This window comes from Acidovorax soli (assembly GCF_900107605.1).
GTDB classification, from domain to species: Bacteria; Pseudomonadota; Gammaproteobacteria; order Burkholderiales; family Burkholderiaceae_C; genus Acidovorax; species Acidovorax soli.
Map to the genome: position 1 here is coordinate 235,194 of NZ_FNQJ01000002.1, position 16,839 is coordinate 252,032.

Below are 16,839 nucleotides of genomic sequence, written 5' to 3' on the forward strand. Positions count from 1 at the left end.
ATTGAACAGTTTTCCAAATTGATTCACGACGGACATGGTGCAGCCTTACAGAAAAACTCAAGCACTGATACTCAGGAAAGCAGGATTTTGGGACAGCATCTGAAGATTGATCTCCTGCCAGCGGGTCCCATTCGAATCCACATAGATGGTGCCGAAAAAGGCGGGAGCGTCGTGGGCCGGGGGCTCCGACGAGACAAAGGCATCCGTGCCCCGCAGCCCGGCAAGCCGATCCACCAAGAGGGCAGCGTTGACTTCCAGTGCAGCATTGAAAGCAAGCAGACTGGCCTCCGACAGGGCCTGCTCATTGCGCGCGACGGTCGATCCCAGCAGTCCCGCCAGATCCACCACCCCCACAAGACCACCCCGCAGATTGGCCACACCCAGAAACCATTTCTGGGTGTAAGGGACACGCTGAACCGCGATCCAGGGAAAAATTTCACCCGATTGACCCAGCGGCAAAAGATAAGCCTGCCCGGCAGCCTCGACCGCCAGCCAGGAGGAAACAGATACTCCCTCACCCCTTGCCGCCTGAAGACGGCTGGCGAGACGGGTCTGGAGTTCTCGCAGTGCTTCGCGATTGGCCATGAACGCGAACCGCCTCAGTTCAGCGCATCGATCTTGGCCTGCAGCTCGGCTGGATCTACCGGTTTCGTGATGTAGCCACGTGCGCCTTGGCGCATTCCCCAGACACGATCTGTTTCCTGGTTTTTACTGGTGCACATGATGATGGGCACATCCGCATAGAGGGGATCACGCGTAATGGCACGGGTCAGCTGGAAACCATTTTGCCCCGGCATCACCACGTCCATCAAAATCAAATCGGGCTTTTCTTCCGCCAATCGGCGAAACGCCTCTTCGGCATTTTCGGCGGTACGCACTTGCATGCCTTTTTTCTGCAGCAAGTCGGTCAGAAACATTAACTCGGTCTTCGAGTCGTCAACGACCAGCACTTTCTGAATAGGCATTACATGGCTCCTTGTTGGGAATTACCGAATTGCTGCACCGCCTGCAACAACTGGTCTTTGGTAAAGGGTTTGGTGAGATATTCCTGGCAACCGACCATGCGGCCGCGCGCTTTGTCAAACACGCCATCCTTGGAGGACAGCATGACCACAGGAGTATCCGCAAAACGCGCATTGCGCTTGATGATGGCGCATGTCTGATATCCATCAAGCTTGGGCATCAGAATGTCGCAGAAAATGAGCTGCGGCTGGTAGTCATTCACCTTGGCCAAGGCATCGAACCCATCGTCTGCCAGCAAGACCTCGTGCCCTCCCTGCTTGAGAAAAATCTCGGCGCTTCGGCGAATGGTATTGCTGTCATCCACCACGAGCACTTTGAAAGTTGCGCCTGCTGTAGTCAATTGTCACTGCTCCCGATGGAGAAAAAAACAACGCCGCAGCAGATGGTGCTGAAGCGTCTCAAATCTGAACCAACTCGAAATCTTCTTTGCGGGCACCACACTCGGGACAGATCCAATTCATGGGGACCTGGTCCCACGGTGTGTTGGGCGCAATGCCGTGCTCGGGTGAACCTTGCGCCTCGTCATATATCCATCCACAGATCAGACACATCCAAGTTTTAAAGTCAGTCACAGCTTACTGGGCCTTCACATAGAATGCAACGATTGTATCTAGTCATCACACCGGGTTGCTGCTTCTGTGCCACCCTCACTGCCGAATCCGGCCCATGACAACAAATACCCCCCCTTCTTCTGATATAGCGGACATTTCCGACCAGGCAGCGGACGATGCCAGCCCTGCCTGCGTCCTGGTGTTCAATGCCAGCGATCCCAGCGGTGCGGGTGGTCTTACCGCCGATATCAGCACCATTGCTTCGGTGGGAGGACACCCCATTGCCGTTGTTACAGGCGCTTACGTTCGCGACACCGCCGAGATCTTCGACCACTTCAGTTTTGACGACGAGGCCGTGTCCGAGCAAGCGCGCACCGTGCTGGAAGACTTGCCGGTGCAGGCCATCAAGATCGGTTTTGTGGGCAGCCCCGAGAACATCAGCGCCATTACCGAGATCACCACGGACTATGACGAGGTCCCCGTCATCGCCTACATGCCCAACCTGTCGTGGTGGCAGGACGACCTGATCGACCAGTACCTGGATGCTTTTCGCGAACTGCTGCTGCCACAGACATCCGTATTGGTCGGAAACCACAGCACGCTGTGGCGCTGGCTGCTGCCCGAGTGGCGAAGCGACCGCAGCCCCACCGCCCGCGACATCGCCCGGGCCGCCGCCGAAATGGGCGTGCCTTACACCCTGGTCACGGGCATACCGCTGCCCGAGCAGTTCGTCGAGAACGTGCTGGCCTCGCCCCAGACCGTGCTGGGCAGCGGCAAGTTCGAGCTGTTCGACGCCACCTTTGCCGGTGCAGGCGACACCCTTTCGGCCGCCCTCACAGCGCTGGTAGCCAGCGGCAACGATCTGGGCGAAGCCACCAGCGAAGCACTGAGCTACCTTGACCGCTGCCTAGACGCCGGATTTCGCCCCGGAATGGGGCACATCATTCCCGATCGCATGTTCTGGGCCCAGCCCGATGAGGACGATGGCGATGAAGAAGAACCCCTTGACGAAACACAGGCCCTCGAAGGCTTTGTGATGCCACCCCATGACACCAAGCACTGACCTCAACATCCCCCTGTTCGAACGCGCCAAGGCGCTCATCCCCGGTGGCGTGAACTCGCCCGTGCGGGCCTTCAAGGCCGTGGGCGGAACGCCCCGCTTTGTCAAGCGCGCGCAGGGCGCCTACTTCTGGGACGCCAATGACCAGCGCTTCATCGACTACATCGGCTCCTGGGGTCCGATGATCCTGGGCCATGGCCACCCGGCCGTGCTCGAAGCCGTGCAGAAAGCCGCGCTGGAAGGCTTCAGCTTTGGTGCCCCGACCGAGCGCGAGATCGAGCTGGCCGAAGAAATCCTGGGCCTGGTGCCCTCCATGGAGATGATCCGCCTGGTCAGCTCGGGCACCGAAGCCGGCATGAGCGCCATCCGCCTGGCGCGCGGCGCCACGGGGCGCAGCAAGCTCATCAAGTTCGAGGGCTGCTACCACGGCCATGCCGATGCGCTGCTGGTCAAGGCCGGCTCGGGCCTGGCCACCTTTGGCAACGCCACCAGCGCCGGCGTGCCGCCCGAAGTGGTGCAGCACACGCTGGTGCTCGAATACAACAACGTGGCCCAGCTCGAAGAGGCCTTCGCCCTGCACGGCAAGGACCTGGCCTGTCTGATGATCGAGCCCATTGCAGGCAACATGAACTTCGTGCGCGCCAATGTGCCCTTCATGCGCCGCTGCCGCGAGCTGTGCACCGAATATGGCGCGCTGCTGGTGCTGGACGAAGTGATGACCGGTTTTCGCGTGGCCCTGGGCAGCGCGCAAAGCGTGTACGCCAAGAGCATCCCGGGCTTCCGGCCCGACATCACGGTGCTGGGCAAGGTGATCGGTGGGGGCATGCCGCTGGCGGCCTTTGGCGCCTCGCGCGCCATCATGGAGCACCTGGCACCCCTGGGCGCGGTGTACCAGGCCGGCACCCTGTCGGGCAACCCCGTGGCCACGGCCTGCGGCCTGGCCACGCTGCGCGAGATCAGGAAGCCCGGCTTCTTTGACACCCTGGGCGCCAGTACCCGCTCGCTGGTCGATGGGCTGGCCGCAGCGGCGGCGGCCGAAGGCGTGCCTTTCAGCGCCGACTGCGAGGGCGGCATGTTCGGCTTCTTCCTGCTGCCCGAGTTGCCGCAGAACTACGCGCAAGTGCTGAAGACCGACGGCGCGCGCTTCAACCAGCTGTTCCATGGCCTGCTCGGCCGCGGCGTGTACATCGCGCCCGCGCTCTACGAAGCCGGCTTTGTGAGCGCCGCCCATACGGCGCAGGACATTGCCGACACCGTGTCCATTGCGCGCGACGTCTTCAGAACGCTCACAAAATAAGGGCGCATAGCGCTTCCCAGATAAGCGCCACAAGTCAAAAACGCTCATTGGCTTTCTCCCACCAACCCCGTGGCAACGCACCCCGTTGCCACGGGGTTTTTGCATGGTGCAGGCGTTCACAGCCCCGTCACAAGCGCCTGTCAGCCTTGGTGGCTTTAACCCGAGCGTTCCACCATGCACAGCCCCCACGACAAGAAGCCCCTGACCAACTTGTTGCAGCCTGCTACCGCCACGGAGGCAGCCACGGACACGGGCCGGCGCCGCTTCGTGCGCCAGATGGCCTGGGGCGCCACGGCGCTCGGCACCTTGCCGCTGGCGGCCTGCGGTGGCGGCGACGACCCGGAAGTGCGCTTTGTCCACGGCGTGGCCAGCGGCGACCCGCTGAGCGACCGCGTGATCCTGTGGACGCGCGTGACGCCGGCTGCGGGTGCCACAGCAGACATCCCCGTGCAATGGGAGCTGGCCAGCGATGCCGCCTTCACCACCGTGGTGGCCAAGGGACAGGCCACCGCCACCGCAGCCCGCGACTTCACCGTCAAGGTCGATGCCACCGGCCTGAAGCCCGCCACGGCCTACCACTACCGTTTCACCGCCTACGCGGCCAGCTCCCCCTTGGGACGCACGCGCACCTTGCCCACGGGCAGTGTCGCGCAGGTCAGGCTGGCCGTGTTCTCGTGCGCCAACTATCCGGCAGGCTACTTCAATGTGTATGCCGAAGCCGCACGCCGCAGCGACCTGGACGCCACGGTGCACCTGGGCGACTACCTGTACGAATACGCGCGCGGCGGCTATGCCTCGGCCAATGCCGAACAGCTGGGCCGCCTGGTACAGCCCGCAGGCGAAATCCTCTCGCTGGCAGACTACCGCGCGCGCCACGCGCAGTACCGGACCGACCCCGACCTGCAGGCCCTGCACGCCGTGGCGCCCATGATCGCCATCTGGGACGACCATGAGATCGCCAATGACACCTGGGCCAACGGCGCCGAAAACCACCAGAGCGCCACCGAAGGCAGCTTTGCCACACGCAAGGCCGCCGCCATGCAGGCCTACCACGAGTGGATGCCCACCCGCAACGCGCAGCCCGAGCTGATCTACCGCAGTTTTCAATTTGGCGACCTGGTGGCGCTGCACATGCTGGACACGCGCGCCATCGGACGCGAAGAGCAGCTCGACTACAACAACTACATCACCGCCAGCGGCATCGATGCCGCTGGCTTTACCGCCGCCGTGGGCAACCCCGCGCGCCAGCTGATGGGCAGCACACAGACCCAATGGCTGCAGCAGCAGATGGCTGCCTCCAGCGCCACCTGGCAGGTGCTGGGCCAGCAGGTGCTGATGGGGCGCATGAACGTGCCCGCCCCCCTGCTGCTCCATTTCAACAACCCGGCCACGGGGGTGTCGCTGTCGCAATACTCGGCCCTCGTGGCCAAGGCCCAGACTGCGCCCGCCACGCTGACCCCCGCCGAGCAGGCCATCCTGGCCCAGCCCAGCATCCCCTACAACCTCGACGCCTGGGACGGCTACCAGGCCGCGCGCGAAACCGTGCTGGGCACGGCCCGCAGCCTGGGCAAGAACCTGGTGGTGCTGTCGGGCGACACGCACAACGCCTGGGCCAACGAACTGGCCGACATGAACGGCAACGCCGTGGGCGTGGAGTTCGCCACCTCGTCGGTGTCGTCGCCCGGCTTCGAGGAATACCTGCCCAAGGAAAACCCGGCCATGCTGGCGGGCGCCTTCCAGCAGTTGATCAAGACGCTGAAATACTGCGACACCGCGCGCCGCGGCTACATGCTGCTCACCGCCACGGCCACCGAGTGCCGTGCCGACTGGGTGTATGTGAACACCATCACCAGCCGCAACTACACCGCCAGCACCGACAAGTCACTCAAGGTGCTGGCCGGCGCCAGCGGACGCGGGCACATCGTGGCGGCCTGACCGCCCCGCGCTCCGGGCAGGAACGCAGACAACAAAAAAGCGGCCGAGGCCGCTTTTTTGTTGCTCTGATCGAAACCGATCAGTGGCGGAAGTGCCGCACGCCGCTGAACACCATGGCCACGCCGCGCTCGTTGGCGGCGTCAATCACCTCCTGGTCGCGCATGCTGCCGCCGGGCTGGATCACGCAGGTGGCGCCTGCATCGACCACCACATCCAGGCCGTCGCGGAAGGGGAAGAAGGCGTCGCTCGCCACGGCCGTGCCCTGCAGGGTCAGGCCGGCATGCTGGGCCTTAATGCTGGCGATGCGGGCCGAATCCAGGCGGCTCATCTGGCCGGCACCCACGCCCATGGTCATGCCGCCCTTGCAGAAGACGATGGCGTTGCTCTTGACGTACTTGGCCACCTTCCACGCAAACAACAGGTCTTGCATTTCTTCGTTCGAGGGCTGCTTGGTGGTCACCACCTTCAGGTCGGCCAGGGCCAGCTCGTGGTTGTCGGCGGTCTGCAGCAGCAGGCCCGAACCGATGCGCTTGGCGTCCATGGCGTTGCGGCCGCGTTCCCAGTCGGTTTGGCCACCATGGGCTGGCAGCGCGATTTTCATCAGGCGCACATTGGCCTTGGCCTTGAAGATTTCCAGCGCTTCCGCCGTGAAGTCGGGCGCCATCAGCACCTCGACAAACTGCTTGCTGACCTGGGCTGCGGCCGCGCCATCGACCACGCGGTTGAACGCGATGATGCCGCCAAAGGCGCTGGTGGGGTCGGTCTGGAAGGCCTTGCTGTAGGCGCTCAGGGCATCCAGGCCCACGGCCACGCCGCAGGGGTTGGCGTGCTTGACGATCACGCAGGCGGCGGCCTCGAAGCTCTTGACGCATTCCCAGGCGGCATCGGCGTCGGCGATGTTGTTGTAGGAGAGCTCCTTGCCCTGCAGCTGCACGCCGGTGACCAGCGAGCCGGGCGCGGGGTAGAGGTCGCGGTACAGCGCGGCCTGCTGGTGGCTGTTTTCGCCGTAGCGCAGGTCCTGCACCTTGGTGAAGATGCCATTGCTCTGGCCGGGGAACTGGGTGCGGGCGGGCACGTAGGTTTCAGACAGCTTTTCGGCTTCGAACGCGACCGACGACAGGTAGTCGCTGATGGCGCCGTCGTACTGGGCGATGCGGTTGAACGCGGCCACCGACAGCGCAAAGCGCAGCTTGTCAGACAGCTTGCCGCCCGCCTTCAGTTCAGCCAGCACGGCCTCGTACTGGTCCGCCGAGGTGATCACGCCCACGTCTTTCCAGTTCTTGGCGGCGCTGCGCACCATGGCGGGGCCCCCGATGTCGATGTTCTCGATGGCATCGGCCAGCGTGCAACCGGCCTTGGCCACCGTGGCTTCAAAGGGGTAGAGATTGACCACCAGCAGGTCGATGGTGTCGATACCGTGCTCCTTGAGAGCGGCCATGTGCTCGGGCAACTCGCGGCGGGCCAGCAGGCCGCCATGCACCTTGGGGTGCAGGGTCTTGACGCGGCCGTCGAGCATCTCGGGGAACTGGGTGACTTCGGCCACCTCGGTCACGGGCAGGCCCTTGTCGGCCAGCAGTTTGGCGGTGCCGCCGGTGGACAAGAGCTTGATGCCGAGCGCGTGCAAGGCCTGGGCGAATTCGACGATACCGGTCTTGTCGGAGACGGAGAGAAGTGCGTTCATGGTGTGGATGGATAGAGTTTGAATAAAAACAGGCACTGGCGCTTACTCAACAAGCGCCAGAAGCTATAAATTAAATAGCAAATGACACCCTGGCATCAGAGCATCTTGTGCTCGACCAGCTTCTTGCGCAGGGTGTTGCGGTTCAGGCCCAGCCATTCGGCGGCCCGCGACTGGTTGTTGTCGGCCTGGAGCATCACCACCTCCAGCAGCGGGCGCTCGACCAGGCGAACCACCATGTCGTACATGCCATCGGGCGTCTCGCCGCCCAGGTCGCGAAAGTAGCCTTGCAGGCTTTCGCGCACGGATTCTTCAATGTTTTTCTTGCTCATGCAGCCATTCCCTCTTGTTCTTGTGTATTCGCATCCACATCGGTGGCAGCCGGCAGCCGGTCCATCTGTTGCGCCAGGGCATCCAGGTAGTCGGCCACCGCCTGCCACTGCGTGGTGCAGTCTTCTATCGTATTGATGTGCTGCCGCAAGGCCTCGCCGCCCGGCAGCGCGCGCAGGTACCAGGCAATGTGCTTGCGCGCGCTGCGCACACCGGTCAGTTCGCCATACAGGCGGTAGTGGTCCTGCAGGTGCTCCAGCAGCAGGCGCCGCAGCTCGGCCACCAGCGGCGGTGCCAGGTGCTCGCCCGTGGCCAGGAAGTGGCCCACCTCGCGGAAGATCCAGGGCCGGCCTTGCGCTGCGCGGCCGATCATGAGGGCGTCAGCCCCGGTGGCGGCCAGCACGGCGCGGGCCTTTTCCGGCGTGGTGATGTCGCCGTTGGCCACCACGGGCACGCGCACGGCGGCCTTCACTGCGGCAATGGTGTCGTATTCGGCCTGGCCCTTGTAACCCTGCTCGCGCGTGCGGCCGTGCACGGTGAGCATCTGGATGCCCACCTTTTCAAACTGCCGCGCCAATGCCACGGCGTTCTTGTGCTGCTGGCACCAGCCAGTGCGCATCTTGAGCGTGACGGGCACGTTGCGCGGGGCGCAGGCCTCCACCACGGCGGCGGCGATTTCCACGGCCAGCGCCTCGTCCTGCATCAGCGCCGAGCCCGCCCATTTGTTGCACACCTTCTTGGCCGGGCAGCCCATGTTGATGTCGATGATCTGCGCGCCCCGGTCCACGTTGTAGAGCGCGGCCTCGGCCATCATCTGCGCCTCGGTGCCGGCAATCTGCACGGCAATCGGCCCGGGCTCGCCTTCATGGTTGGCCCGGCGCGAGGTCTTGAGGCTGTTCCACAGGTCCTTGCGCGAGGTCACCATCTCGCTCACCGCGTAGCCCGCGCCGAGCTGCTTGCACAGCTGGCGAAACGGCCGGTCCGTGACGCCCGCCATGGGGGCGACGAACAAACGGTTCGCCAAAGGGATGTGGCCGATCTGCATGAAGGGGAAGGAATGGGCGTGCAGCGGATGCTGAAAAAGGAGGCAGCATTGTAGCTGCTCAAATTTTCAGCAAACGAAATGCACGCCCCCGCCAGATAGTGGAAATCAATGGCCGGTGCCGCCCTCCATCCGCGCCTTCTGGCGCCAGCGGACTCAGAGCCTGTTCACGATCTCGCAGGGGATCGCGTTGGAGCGCAATCGGGATGAGTGGATGCTTCGGGTGCGCCGCATGGGCTCGTGCCCATGCAAGCGGCCGGGGCGGCCTTGTCGCCCGATTTCGCTCCAACCCATCGGGCAGTGGTCTTCGCGGGCGGTCTGCGGCGTTGCGGCGCTTGTGGATAGCCGGGCTATCCACTGCACACCGCGCCTTGCATCCCATCCCGCAAAGACCGCTGCGCGACCCCTGGGAGATCGTGAACAGGCTCTCAGCGCGCGGCCAGGTCCACCTCGGCCACGGCCGACGGCGCCGCTTTCCGGGCATAACGCCACCAGGCGTCCGGCAGATTGTCGAGCTGGTGGCGCGCCATGAGCGCACGCAGCCACTGGCGGTTGTGCTGCACGTCGGGTGAAAAATCTGCACTGTGGCTAGCGGCCGCTGCGCCGCCGACGCCGGCAGCAGTGCCCATGTCCACCGCTTCGCCCTCGGCCAGCGGGCCGCGCACCACCTTGCTGGCCAGCAGGCCGTTCGCCACCTCCACCCGAACGGCCAGCGCGCCTTGCGACGCCTGGCATACGGTCTTCAGCACCAGCCCCTGGGCCTGCAACTCGCTGCGTGCACTGGCCACGGCGGCCCGCAGGCGCTCGTCCCCCGCGCAGCCCTCCTCCGCGGCGTTCCAGGCCATATGCGCCGGAGGCGGCGTCTGCCCAGACGCCGCGGACTGCGGGCTCTGCACACAGGCCGCCAGTGAGATGCCAGCGGCCAGTGACAGCCAGTACGTACGGCAGGGAAATCGGGGCGTCGTGGGGGTGATATGCATCGCAAGCCTTCCGGTGATTGCCAAGGGCGGGAGTCAGCCCACGATACAAACCCTGGCGCACCCGCGCCGTGGCCCAACAGCGCAGCGCCTTGTAGGACGGAATCCCCAGGGCCTGCGGCGCGCGCAATGCCGCCCTACACTTGCCCTCATGGAAATCTGGATGCACCAGTTGCTGCAATGGCTGGCTCTGCCGCAGTTCGGGCTGGGCACGGTGTTTGTCGTCTCGTTCGTTTCGGCCACGCTGCTGCCCATGGGCTCGGAGCCCGCGGTGTTCGGCCTGATCAAGCTCAACCCCGACCTGTACTGGCCCGCCATCGCCGTGGCCACGCTGGGCAATACCCTGGGCGGCGGCGTGAGCTGGTGGATGGGCCTGGGCGCGCACCGTGCCTGGGATGCGGCGCGGCGCCACCGGCGCGCCGGCCAGCCCCCCAGCGCCGACTCCCAACCGGCGCGCGCACTCAGCCGCACCGAGCGCCGCGCGCGCATCTGGCTGCGCAAATGGGGGGCCAAGACCTGCCTGCTGAGCTGGCTGCCCGTGGTGGGCGACCCGCTGTGCGCCGTGGCGGGCTGGCTCAAGCTGCCGTTCTGGCCCTGCCTGGCCTACATGGCAGTGGGCAAATTCTTTCGCTACCTGGTCATGACCAGCGTGCTGCTGTATTTCATGCCGGGCCACCTGGCGTTCTAGCGCCCGCGCAGGCACCAGCGGGCGGCAGCAGCGCATTCCAGTCCACCGGCCGGGTGGTGTCCACATGCACCGCGATCGCTTCCTCGGCGGGGGAAAGCGGCTGGGCTGCCGCCCATTGCGCCTCCAGCACCTGCACCGAGGCCTCGGAGGCGTCGCCCCCCGTCTGCTGGCGGCGGCGCACCCGCTCGCGCAGCACCGCGAGGGGCGCCTCGAACGCGAGGATGCGGCAGGGCACCTGCGCCTGCCGCGCCAGGGCCATGAAGCGCTGGCGCATCGCGGGGTTCAGGAAGGTGGCGTCCACCAGCACCGTGTGGCCCGCATCCAGTGCCCAGCGGGCCGCCTGCGCCAGGGCCTCGTGGGTGCGCCGCGAGGCCTCGGCCGTGTAGATACCGCCCGGCACCGCCGCGCTCGATGCCTGTGGCGCCAGGCCGAACAGGCGCTTGCGTTCCACATCGGCGCGCACGCGCACCACGCCGCGCTCGGCGATGAGGGCTTGCGACTGCGTGCTCTTGCCCGCACCCGAAAAACCATGCGCCAGCCACAGCTCGGGCGCCAGGGGCTGGACGAAACGCTGCGCCAGCGCCAGATAGCGCTGCACCTCGCGCAGGCTGGCGGCACGCGCCTCACCCTGCGCCTGCGCCAGCCGCAGGCCCGCCACGCGGGCGCGCACCAGGGCACGGTACACGCGGTAGTACGGCAGCACCGGCAGGCCGGCATAGTCGCCCGTGTGCTCCAGCCAGGCATTCAGAAAGCGCCAGGCCAGGTCGGCGCGGCCGCGCGCCTCCAGGTCCATGGCCAGGAAAGCGATGTCGGCCACGCAGTCGATCCAGCGCAGCGCCGGGTTGAACTCGATCGCGTCAAACAGCTGCGGCTGTCCGTCGATCAGCACCAGGTTGGCCAGGTGCAGGTCGCCATGGCATTCGCGCACCCGCCCGGCCTGCAGGCGCTGCGCAAACACTGGCTCCAGCGCGGCGCCCTGTGCGGCACACCACTGCGCCACCTGCGCCAGCGCGAGGACCAGGTCGGGCACCCACTGCGCCACCTGCGGCTGCAGCGCCGCCAGGCAGTCGTGCACCGGCGCGGTAACCGCCCGGGCCGTGCCCCAGCCCTGCTGCGGCAGGGCCACGGCTGCACTGGCGTGGAATTGCGCCACCTGCTGCGCCAGGGCGTCGATATGGGCAGGCAGCAGGCGCTGCTGCTCCAGCAGGTGGCTCAGCAGCGCCTCCTGCGCAAAGCGGCGCATGCGCACGGCGGGTTCGGCATCGGCCGGGGCTGCTTCGGCGGGGTGCAACCGCAGGCTGCCTGCGGCACCACTCAGCGCCACCAGGCCCAGGTACAGGGCGGGCGCGGTGCGGCGGTTGATGCGCAGCTCTTCCTCGCAGGCGGCGCGCCGTAGCGCAGGGGTGCTGAAGTCCAGGAAATCCAGCTTCAGGGGCTTCTTGAACTTGTAGACAAAGCCGCCCGCCAGCAGCAGCCAGGAGATATGGGTTTCGATCCACTCCACGGTACCGGTGGGGTGGCCAAAAGCCTCGGGGCTGCGCTGCAATTGGCGCAGGCGCTGCTCGGCGGCGGCATAGGCTTTCACAAGGGATTCAGGGTACATGGGCCCACCCTTCGTCAGGGGGTGCGCACCTTGACGCGGGCGCCATCGGCCAGCGCAGCGGGCGGGTACACCACCAGCTGTGCACCCGCCTGCAGCCCCTCTTTCACCCAGGCATGGGTGCTGCCGCGCGCCTCCAGCACCACCGGCACGCGCCGCGCCCGGCCTCCATCGACCACAAACACCGCCATGCGGAACTCCGTGGAATCCGCGATGGGGGGCGCTGCGGCATCGGCGCTGGCGGGCAGCGGGAACAGCGCGCTCACCGGCACCAGGGTGGCGTCCTGCGCCTCGCGCGTGAGCACGCGCGCCACCACGCGGTAGCCGTCGCCCAGCGCGGCCCACTGTGCGGGGGGGCTGGTCAGGTCGATCAGCACGTTGACCCGTTGCTCCTCCACTCCCAGCGCCGAGACCTTGGTGAACGCCACCGGCTCCACGCTGCGCACGCGCCCCTGCAACACGCCCGGGCCACCCCAGCGCTCAATGCGCACGGGGCTGCCGGGGTGTACCTGCAGCGCATCGGTGGACAGCAGCGGTGCCACCACTTCGAGCTGCGCGGTGTCACCCACCTCGATGAGCACGGCGCCCAGCGCCACCACGCCCTCGCTGGCCTGCGCCACGCGCAGCACACGGCCGGCCACAGGGGTCAGCACCTCGAAGGCTTTGCCAACCTGCGTGCCGCCGGGCCGCTGCACCACGTCGAGCGCCGCACGGGCCTGGGCCAGGTCGGCGCGGGCCACCTGCTGGTCCTGCACCGCGGCGTCGGCGTCTTTCTCGGCCGCCTGCACCGCCAGGCGCTCGGTATCCAGCCGCGCGGGGGCCACAAAGCCCTGCTGCGCCAGCTGCTCGCTGCGGCGCAGGTCATGGCGGGCCTGTTCCAGCGCCACGCGGCTGCGCTCGATGCGCACGGCAGCGCGCTGCACACCGGCCTGAGCCGCCGTCACGCGGGCCTGCTGTTCACGCAGGCTGCGCTCGTCCAGCAGGGCCGGCAAACCGGGGGTCATGCGCGCCACCACGTCACCCGCCCGCACGGCATCGCCCTCGCGCAGCACAATGCGCGCCAAGCGACCGGCCAGCGGGGCCGAAATGCTGTAGCGATCGCGCAGGCGGGTTTTCGCGTCCTCGTCAACGCCAGCCTCGAAGCGCCCCTGCACCACGGCCGCCGTCTCCACCGGCAGCGGCCGGGGTGCAAATGCCCAGGCCAGCAAGGCGCCCAGCACCACCAGCGTCCCGCCACCCCAGATCACCGTTTTCTTCTGCATTGCCGTCTTCCCCTTGCCTGCATTGTTGGTTGCCTGTGTCATTCCCGCGTCTTGAGCGCACCCACCATGTCCAGCCGGTCGATCTGCCGGCGCACCACCAGGGCGCTGGCCACCCCCGCCGCCACCACGCACAGCCCTGCCCAGGCATAGGTGCGCGCACTGATGACCACCGGAAACAGGAACTGGTCGTTCTTGAGCAGTTCCACCAGCAGGTGCACCAGCCCCCAGCCCATGGCCATGCCCAGCGGCAGCGCCAGCGCAATGCCGATCGCCAGCTCGCCCAGCAGCAAGGCCGACACCTCGCCGCGCGTGAAACCCAGCACGCGCAGGCTGGCCAGCTCCCAGGTGCGTTCGGCCAGGGCAATGCGCGCATTGTTGTAGACCACGCCCACGGCGATTACGGCCGCGAACAGCGTGAGGATGGTGCTCATGATGCGCACATTGCGCGCGCTCACATCCTGCATGTTGCGCAGCAGCGTGGCCTTGCTGAAGGCGCCCGCCACGCGCGGCAGGGCCTTGGTGGCCTCCAGAAAGCGCGCTTCGGAGCCGGGCTCCAGCGCCACATTGAACTGCGAGGCCACGTTGCCCTCCTGCAGCCAGCGGTTGAGTGTGTCGCGCTGCACGTAGGCGTTCAGGCCCATCATCTCGCGCACGGTGGCCTGCACGGGCACATACAGCGTGCGCTGCCGGCCTTCCAGCACCTCCACGCGCACCCTGTCGCCCACGCGCACGCCCAGCTTGTCGGCCAGGCGGTCGGTGAGCAGCAGTCCGGCATCGGGCACGGTGCTCTGGCGGCCCTCCACATCCACAATGCGCAACAGCTGTGCGTCCGGGGCCACGCCCTGCAGCCCCACCCGCTCGCTGCGGTGGCCGTAGGCCATGCGCACCGCCACACTGCGCGCGGGCTCCACACCCGTCACACCGGGCAAGCGCGCCAGCTGCAGGCGGGCCAGCGCATCCACCGGTTCGGTCATCCAGACATTCACATCGCTGCGCATCGCGATGTGGAAGGTGGTGTCCACGATGTGATCGATGGCATCGCGAAAGAAATTGCCCATGACCACGATGGCCACCGCAGCGGCCGTGCCACCGATGGTGAGCGTGGTGCGCAGGGGCTTGCGCTCCATGTTGCGCAGGATCATGCGCAGCCCAGCGGGTATGCGGCGCACCCCCAGGCGCTCCAGCGTGGTGCGGCGGTACTGGCCCGGGGCGGGCGGGCGCATGGCCTCGGCCGGGGCCAGGCGCACGGTGGCCCCGATTGCGCTGAGCGTGCCCAGCAGCGCGGTGCCGCCCGTGACGCCAGCCCCCACCAGGATCAGCCAGGGCGCAATGCGATGTTCGAACACCGGAAAGAAAAAGAACTCGGCATACAGGCCCGTCAGCATCGTGCCCAGCCCGTTGCCCAGGGCCACGCCCAGCGCCAGCCCCACCGCCACGATTACGCCCACCAGCTTGAGGTAATGCCCGGCAATGGTGCTGTTGGGATAGCCCAGCGCCTTGAGCGCGGCGATCTGCTCGCGCTGCGTGGCCACCAGGCGCGAGAGCACCACATGCAGCAAAAAGGCCGCAACGGCCAGGAAGATGGCGGGCAGCAGGGTGCCCATCACGCGCTGCTCCTTGATCTCGTTGTCGAGCATGGCGTGCGAGGCCTGGTCCTCGCGGCCCCGGGCATCGCGCCCGCCATAGGGCGCCAGCAGCCGTGAGAGGCCATCGAGCACGGCGGGCTCCGACGCCTGCGGCGCCAGCTTGACGGCCACACGGTTGAAGGCGCCCTGCATGTCGTAGGCCGCGGCCAGCGCCTCACGGTCCACCCAGAAAACGCCGAAACCGCGCAGGTCGGGCATGCCAGCCATGCCTGCAAAGATGTACTCGGGCGACAGCGCCGTGCCCACGATGCGCAGCTGGCGGCGCTTGCCATTGATCAGCGCCGTCACCTCATCGCCCGGGCGCAGGCCGCGCACGCGGGCAAAACCTTCGGACACCAGCGCATCGATGGTGCTGTCGCTGCGGCCCTGACCCGCGCCGGGCGGGGCCAGCGCCTGGCCACTGCGCACCGTGACCCGGTTCATGTGCGGCGGCTGGCGCAGGTCCACGCCGATGAGCTGGCCGATGATGGGATCGACCAGCCCGGCGATCTCCACGCGCACCACCTGTTCCACCGTTACCTGCACATCGGCCACGCCAGGCACGCCGCGCAACACGTCGGCCAGCGCCAGCGGCGCGCGCTTGACGGTGGCGAACGCATCGGCAAAGTGGCCCTGGGCATAGAACTGGTCGCGCGCCAGCGCCAGCGAATCCACCGCCGACAAGGTGGTAATGAAGCCCCCCAGCCCGCTGGCCACCACCAGCGCAATGGTGAGAGCCTGGCTCCACATGCGGCGCAGGTCGCGCAGCAGCTTGCGGTCGATGGCTTTCATGCTGTGTTGCCGCCGAGGGGGTGCCACGCACACACAGTGGGTGAGAGTGGGGACGGCTTCCGGGCCCTCACCACGACAGCTCCGAAGGCGAGCGCCGGTGCGCATTGCGCTCGATGCGCGCAATGGTGCCATCCACCAGGTAGACCACGCGGTCGGCCATGGCGGCAATCGCGGCGTTGTGCGTGATGACCACGGCCGTGGTGCCCAGCTCCGCGTTGATGCGGGCGATCACCTCCAGCACCATCTTGCCGGTCTGGTAGTCGAGCGCGCCCGTGGGCTCGTCGCACAGCAGCACCTCGGGGCGCTTGACGATGGCGCGCGCAATGGCCACGCGCTGCTGCTCGCCGCCCGAGAGCTGTGCCGGAAAGTGGTGTTGGCGCGGCGTGAGCCCGACGAGGGCAATGGCCTCGTCGATGGGCATGGGGTGCGGTGCGATATCGGTCACCAGCGCCACGTTCTCGCGCACCGTCAGGCTGGGGATCAGGTTGTAGAACTGGAACACGAAGCCCACATGCTCGCGCCGGTAGGTGGTGAGCTCGCTCTCGCTGGCGCCGCTCAGGGCGTGGTCGGCAAACCGCACCTCGCCGCTGGTGGGCACATCCAGCCCGCCCAGGATGTTGAGCAGCGTGGACTTGCCGCTGCCCGAGGCGCCCAGCAGCACGACGAACTCGCCGCGCACGATGTCGAGATTGACGTCGTGCAGCGCCCGCACCCGCACCTCCCCCGTCTGGTAAGACTTGCACAGATTGCGCGCGTGGAACACCACGGCGGCACCGGGTGGTGGCACCACGGGCGGATTGACAAGGGCATCGGGCATGGAAGGCAGCGCTGCGCGCCGGGCATCAGGACAATGCCGCACAGTGTGGGCACTGCTTGATGCGTGTCAACCACCCTGGGTCAAGCGATGGGCACAAAACGGTAGCCGCCACACAGGTTCGCCTTGTGGACAGCGAACATCACGCAACCAGCCCGTGGCCAA

Annotated in this window: 16 protein-coding genes; 4 read left to right on the forward strand and 12 right to left on the reverse strand. The window is 66.8% G+C overall.

Going from position 1 to position 16,839, the window contains the following annotated elements:
• Nucleotides 1–57: 57 nt before the first annotated feature.
• The 4 genes from BLW02_RS02860 to BLW02_RS02875 are packed head-to-tail and all read right to left on the reverse strand — an operon-like array spanning nucleotide 58 to nucleotide 1,595.
• Nucleotides 58–585 (reverse strand): chemotaxis protein CheW, encoded by a 528-nt coding sequence (locus BLW02_RS02860; RefSeq protein WP_092696921.1) that lies wholly within the window; start codon nucleotides 583–585, stop codon nucleotides 58–60.
• A 14-nt stretch (nucleotides 586–599) separates the two neighbouring features.
• Nucleotides 600–965: a response regulator gene (locus BLW02_RS02865; protein ID WP_005796104.1), complete on the reverse strand. Its 366-nt coding sequence runs from the start codon at nucleotides 963–965 to the stop codon at nucleotides 600–602.
• Nucleotides 965–1,363: a response regulator gene (locus BLW02_RS02870; protein WP_026437879.1), complete on the reverse strand. Its 399-nt coding sequence runs from the start codon at nucleotides 1,361–1,363 to the stop codon at nucleotides 965–967. Before BLW02_RS02870 ends, BLW02_RS02865 begins: the two co-directional genes overlap by 1 nt.
• A gap of 58 nt (nucleotides 1,364–1,421) precedes the next feature.
• The gene (locus tag BLW02_RS02875; protein ID WP_092696922.1) at nucleotides 1,422–1,595 is read right to left on the reverse strand and encodes a rubredoxin; all 174 of its coding nucleotides are present in this window, start codon (nucleotides 1,593–1,595) and stop codon (nucleotides 1,422–1,424) included.
• Nucleotides 1,596–1,689: 94 nt separating this feature from the next.
• On the opposite strand from BLW02_RS02875, the gene thiD reads away from it, so the two are divergent.
• The 3 genes from thiD (at nucleotide 1,690) to BLW02_RS02890 (ending at nucleotide 5,866) form a co-directional block, all read left to right on the forward strand.
• The gene (gene thiD / locus BLW02_RS02880; RefSeq protein ID WP_092696923.1) at nucleotides 1,690–2,637 is read left to right on the forward strand and encodes a bifunctional hydroxymethylpyrimidine kinase/phosphomethylpyrimidine kinase; all 948 of its coding nucleotides are present in this window, start codon (nucleotides 1,690–1,692) and stop codon (nucleotides 2,635–2,637) included.
• Nucleotides 2,621–3,931, forward strand: coding sequence for a glutamate-1-semialdehyde 2,1-aminomutase (gene hemL / locus BLW02_RS02885; protein WP_092696924.1), 1,311 nt, complete (start codon nucleotides 2,621–2,623; stop codon nucleotides 3,929–3,931). The genes thiD and hemL overlap by 17 nt, the downstream gene beginning before the upstream one ends.
• 174 nt (nucleotides 3,932–4,105) lie before the next feature.
• Entirely contained in the window at nucleotides 4,106–5,866 is a 1,761-nt protein-coding gene (locus tag BLW02_RS02890) for an alkaline phosphatase D family protein (protein ID WP_092696925.1), read from the forward strand.
• 79 nt (nucleotides 5,867–5,945) lie between these two features.
• On the opposite strand, the gene purH is transcribed toward BLW02_RS02890, so the two are convergent.
• The 4 genes from purH to BLW02_RS02910 all read right to left on the reverse strand — a co-directional run bounded on the left by purH (nucleotide 5,946) and on the right by BLW02_RS02910 (nucleotide 9,761).
• Complete coding sequence (gene purH / locus BLW02_RS02895) at nucleotides 5,946–7,547, reverse strand: bifunctional phosphoribosylaminoimidazolecarboxamide formyltransferase/IMP cyclohydrolase (RefSeq protein WP_092696926.1); 1,602 nt, start codon at nucleotides 7,545–7,547, stop codon at nucleotides 5,946–5,948.
• Between the two features lie 95 nt (nucleotides 7,548–7,642).
• Nucleotides 7,643–7,876 (reverse strand): Fis family transcriptional regulator, encoded by a 234-nt coding sequence (locus tag BLW02_RS02900; protein WP_026437884.1) that lies wholly within the window; start codon nucleotides 7,874–7,876, stop codon nucleotides 7,643–7,645.
• Nucleotides 7,873–8,919 carry a tRNA dihydrouridine synthase DusB gene (gene dusB, locus BLW02_RS02905; RefSeq protein WP_092696927.1) on the reverse strand — a complete coding sequence of 349 codons (1,047 nt, stop codon included), beginning with the start codon at nucleotides 8,917–8,919 and terminating at the stop codon, nucleotides 7,873–7,875. The genes BLW02_RS02900 and dusB overlap by 4 nt, the downstream gene beginning before the upstream one ends.
• Before the next feature lie 425 nt (nucleotides 8,920–9,344).
• Nucleotides 9,345–9,761 carry a M15 family metallopeptidase gene (locus BLW02_RS02910; RefSeq protein ID WP_244273600.1) on the reverse strand — a complete coding sequence of 139 codons (417 nt, stop codon included), beginning with the start codon at nucleotides 9,759–9,761 and terminating at the stop codon, nucleotides 9,345–9,347.
• A gap of 295 nt (nucleotides 9,762–10,056) precedes the next feature.
• Here BLW02_RS02910 and BLW02_RS02915 point away from each other — a divergent pair, with 295 nt between their 5' ends.
• Nucleotides 10,057–10,581 (forward strand): YqaA family protein, encoded by a 525-nt coding sequence (locus BLW02_RS02915; protein ID WP_092697004.1) that lies wholly within the window; start codon nucleotides 10,057–10,059, stop codon nucleotides 10,579–10,581.
• On the opposite strand, the gene BLW02_RS02920 is transcribed toward BLW02_RS02915, so the two are convergent.
• The 4 genes from BLW02_RS02920 to BLW02_RS02935 form a co-directional block, all read right to left on the reverse strand.
• Nucleotides 10,556–12,184, reverse strand: coding sequence for a bifunctional aminoglycoside phosphotransferase/ATP-binding protein (locus tag BLW02_RS02920; RefSeq protein WP_092696929.1), 1,629 nt, complete (start codon nucleotides 12,182–12,184; stop codon nucleotides 10,556–10,558). The two genes, BLW02_RS02915 and BLW02_RS02920, sit on opposite strands and share 26 nt — an antisense overlap.
• Nucleotides 12,185–12,198: 14 nt before the next feature.
• Nucleotides 12,199–13,443: an efflux RND transporter periplasmic adaptor subunit gene (locus tag BLW02_RS02925; RefSeq protein WP_092697005.1), complete on the reverse strand. Its 1,245-nt coding sequence runs from the start codon at nucleotides 13,441–13,443 to the stop codon at nucleotides 12,199–12,201.
• Between the two features lie 38 nt (nucleotides 13,444–13,481).
• Nucleotides 13,482–15,860, reverse strand: a complete 2,379-nt coding sequence (locus BLW02_RS02930; RefSeq protein WP_092696930.1) for an ABC transporter permease — start codon at nucleotides 15,858–15,860, stop codon at nucleotides 13,482–13,484.
• A 67-nt stretch (nucleotides 15,861–15,927) separates the two neighbouring features.
• Complete coding sequence (locus BLW02_RS02935; protein WP_092696931.1) at nucleotides 15,928–16,677, reverse strand: ABC transporter ATP-binding protein; 750 nt, start codon at nucleotides 16,675–16,677, stop codon at nucleotides 15,928–15,930.
• Nucleotides 16,678–16,839 lie beyond the last annotated feature (162 nt).

What these genes read in the sequence shown, in the direction of transcription:
- BLW02_RS02925 (WP_092697005.1), bottom strand. Translation starts at nt 13,443, where the DNA reads ATGCAGAAGAAAACGGTGATCTGGGGTGGCGGGACGCTGGTGGTGCTG.
- BLW02_RS02915 (WP_092697004.1), top strand. Translation starts at nt 10,057, where the DNA reads ATGCACCAGTTGCTGCAATGGCTGGCTCTGCCGCAGTTCGGGCTGGGC.
- BLW02_RS02910 (WP_244273600.1), bottom strand. Translation starts at nt 9,761, where the DNA reads ATGGCCTGGAACGCCGCGGAGGAGGGCTGCGCGGGGGACGAGCGCCTG.
- dusB (WP_092696927.1), bottom strand. Translation starts at nt 8,919, where the DNA reads ATGCAGATCGGCCACATCCCTTTGGCGAACCGTTTGTTCGTCGCCCCC.
- BLW02_RS02930 (WP_092696930.1), bottom strand. Translation starts at nt 15,860, where the DNA reads ATGAAAGCCATCGACCGCAAGCTGCTGCGCGACCTGCGCCGCATGTGG.
- BLW02_RS02920 (WP_092696929.1), bottom strand. Translation starts at nt 12,184, where the DNA reads ATGTACCCTGAATCCCTTGTGAAAGCCTATGCCGCCGCCGAGCAGCGC.
- BLW02_RS02900 (WP_026437884.1), bottom strand. Translation starts at nt 7,876, where the DNA reads ATGAGCAAGAAAAACATTGAAGAATCCGTGCGCGAAAGCCTGCAAGGC.
- hemL (WP_092696924.1), top strand. Translation starts at nt 2,621, where the DNA reads ATGACACCAAGCACTGACCTCAACATCCCCCTGTTCGAACGCGCCAAG.
- purH (WP_092696926.1), bottom strand. Translation starts at nt 7,547, where the DNA reads ATGAACGCACTTCTCTCCGTCTCCGACAAGACCGGTATCGTCGAATTC.
- BLW02_RS02860 (WP_092696921.1), bottom strand. Translation starts at nt 585, where the DNA reads ATGGCCAATCGCGAAGCACTGCGAGAACTCCAGACCCGTCTCGCCAGC.
- BLW02_RS02865 (WP_005796104.1), bottom strand. Translation starts at nt 965, where the DNA reads ATGCCTATTCAGAAAGTGCTGGTCGTTGACGACTCGAAGACCGAGTTA.
- BLW02_RS02890 (WP_092696925.1), top strand. Translation starts at nt 4,106, where the DNA reads ATGCACAGCCCCCACGACAAGAAGCCCCTGACCAACTTGTTGCAGCCT.
- thiD (WP_092696923.1), top strand. Translation starts at nt 1,690, where the DNA reads ATGACAACAAATACCCCCCCTTCTTCTGATATAGCGGACATTTCCGAC.
- BLW02_RS02935 (WP_092696931.1), bottom strand. Translation starts at nt 16,677, where the DNA reads ATGCCCGATGCCCTTGTCAATCCGCCCGTGGTGCCACCACCCGGTGCC.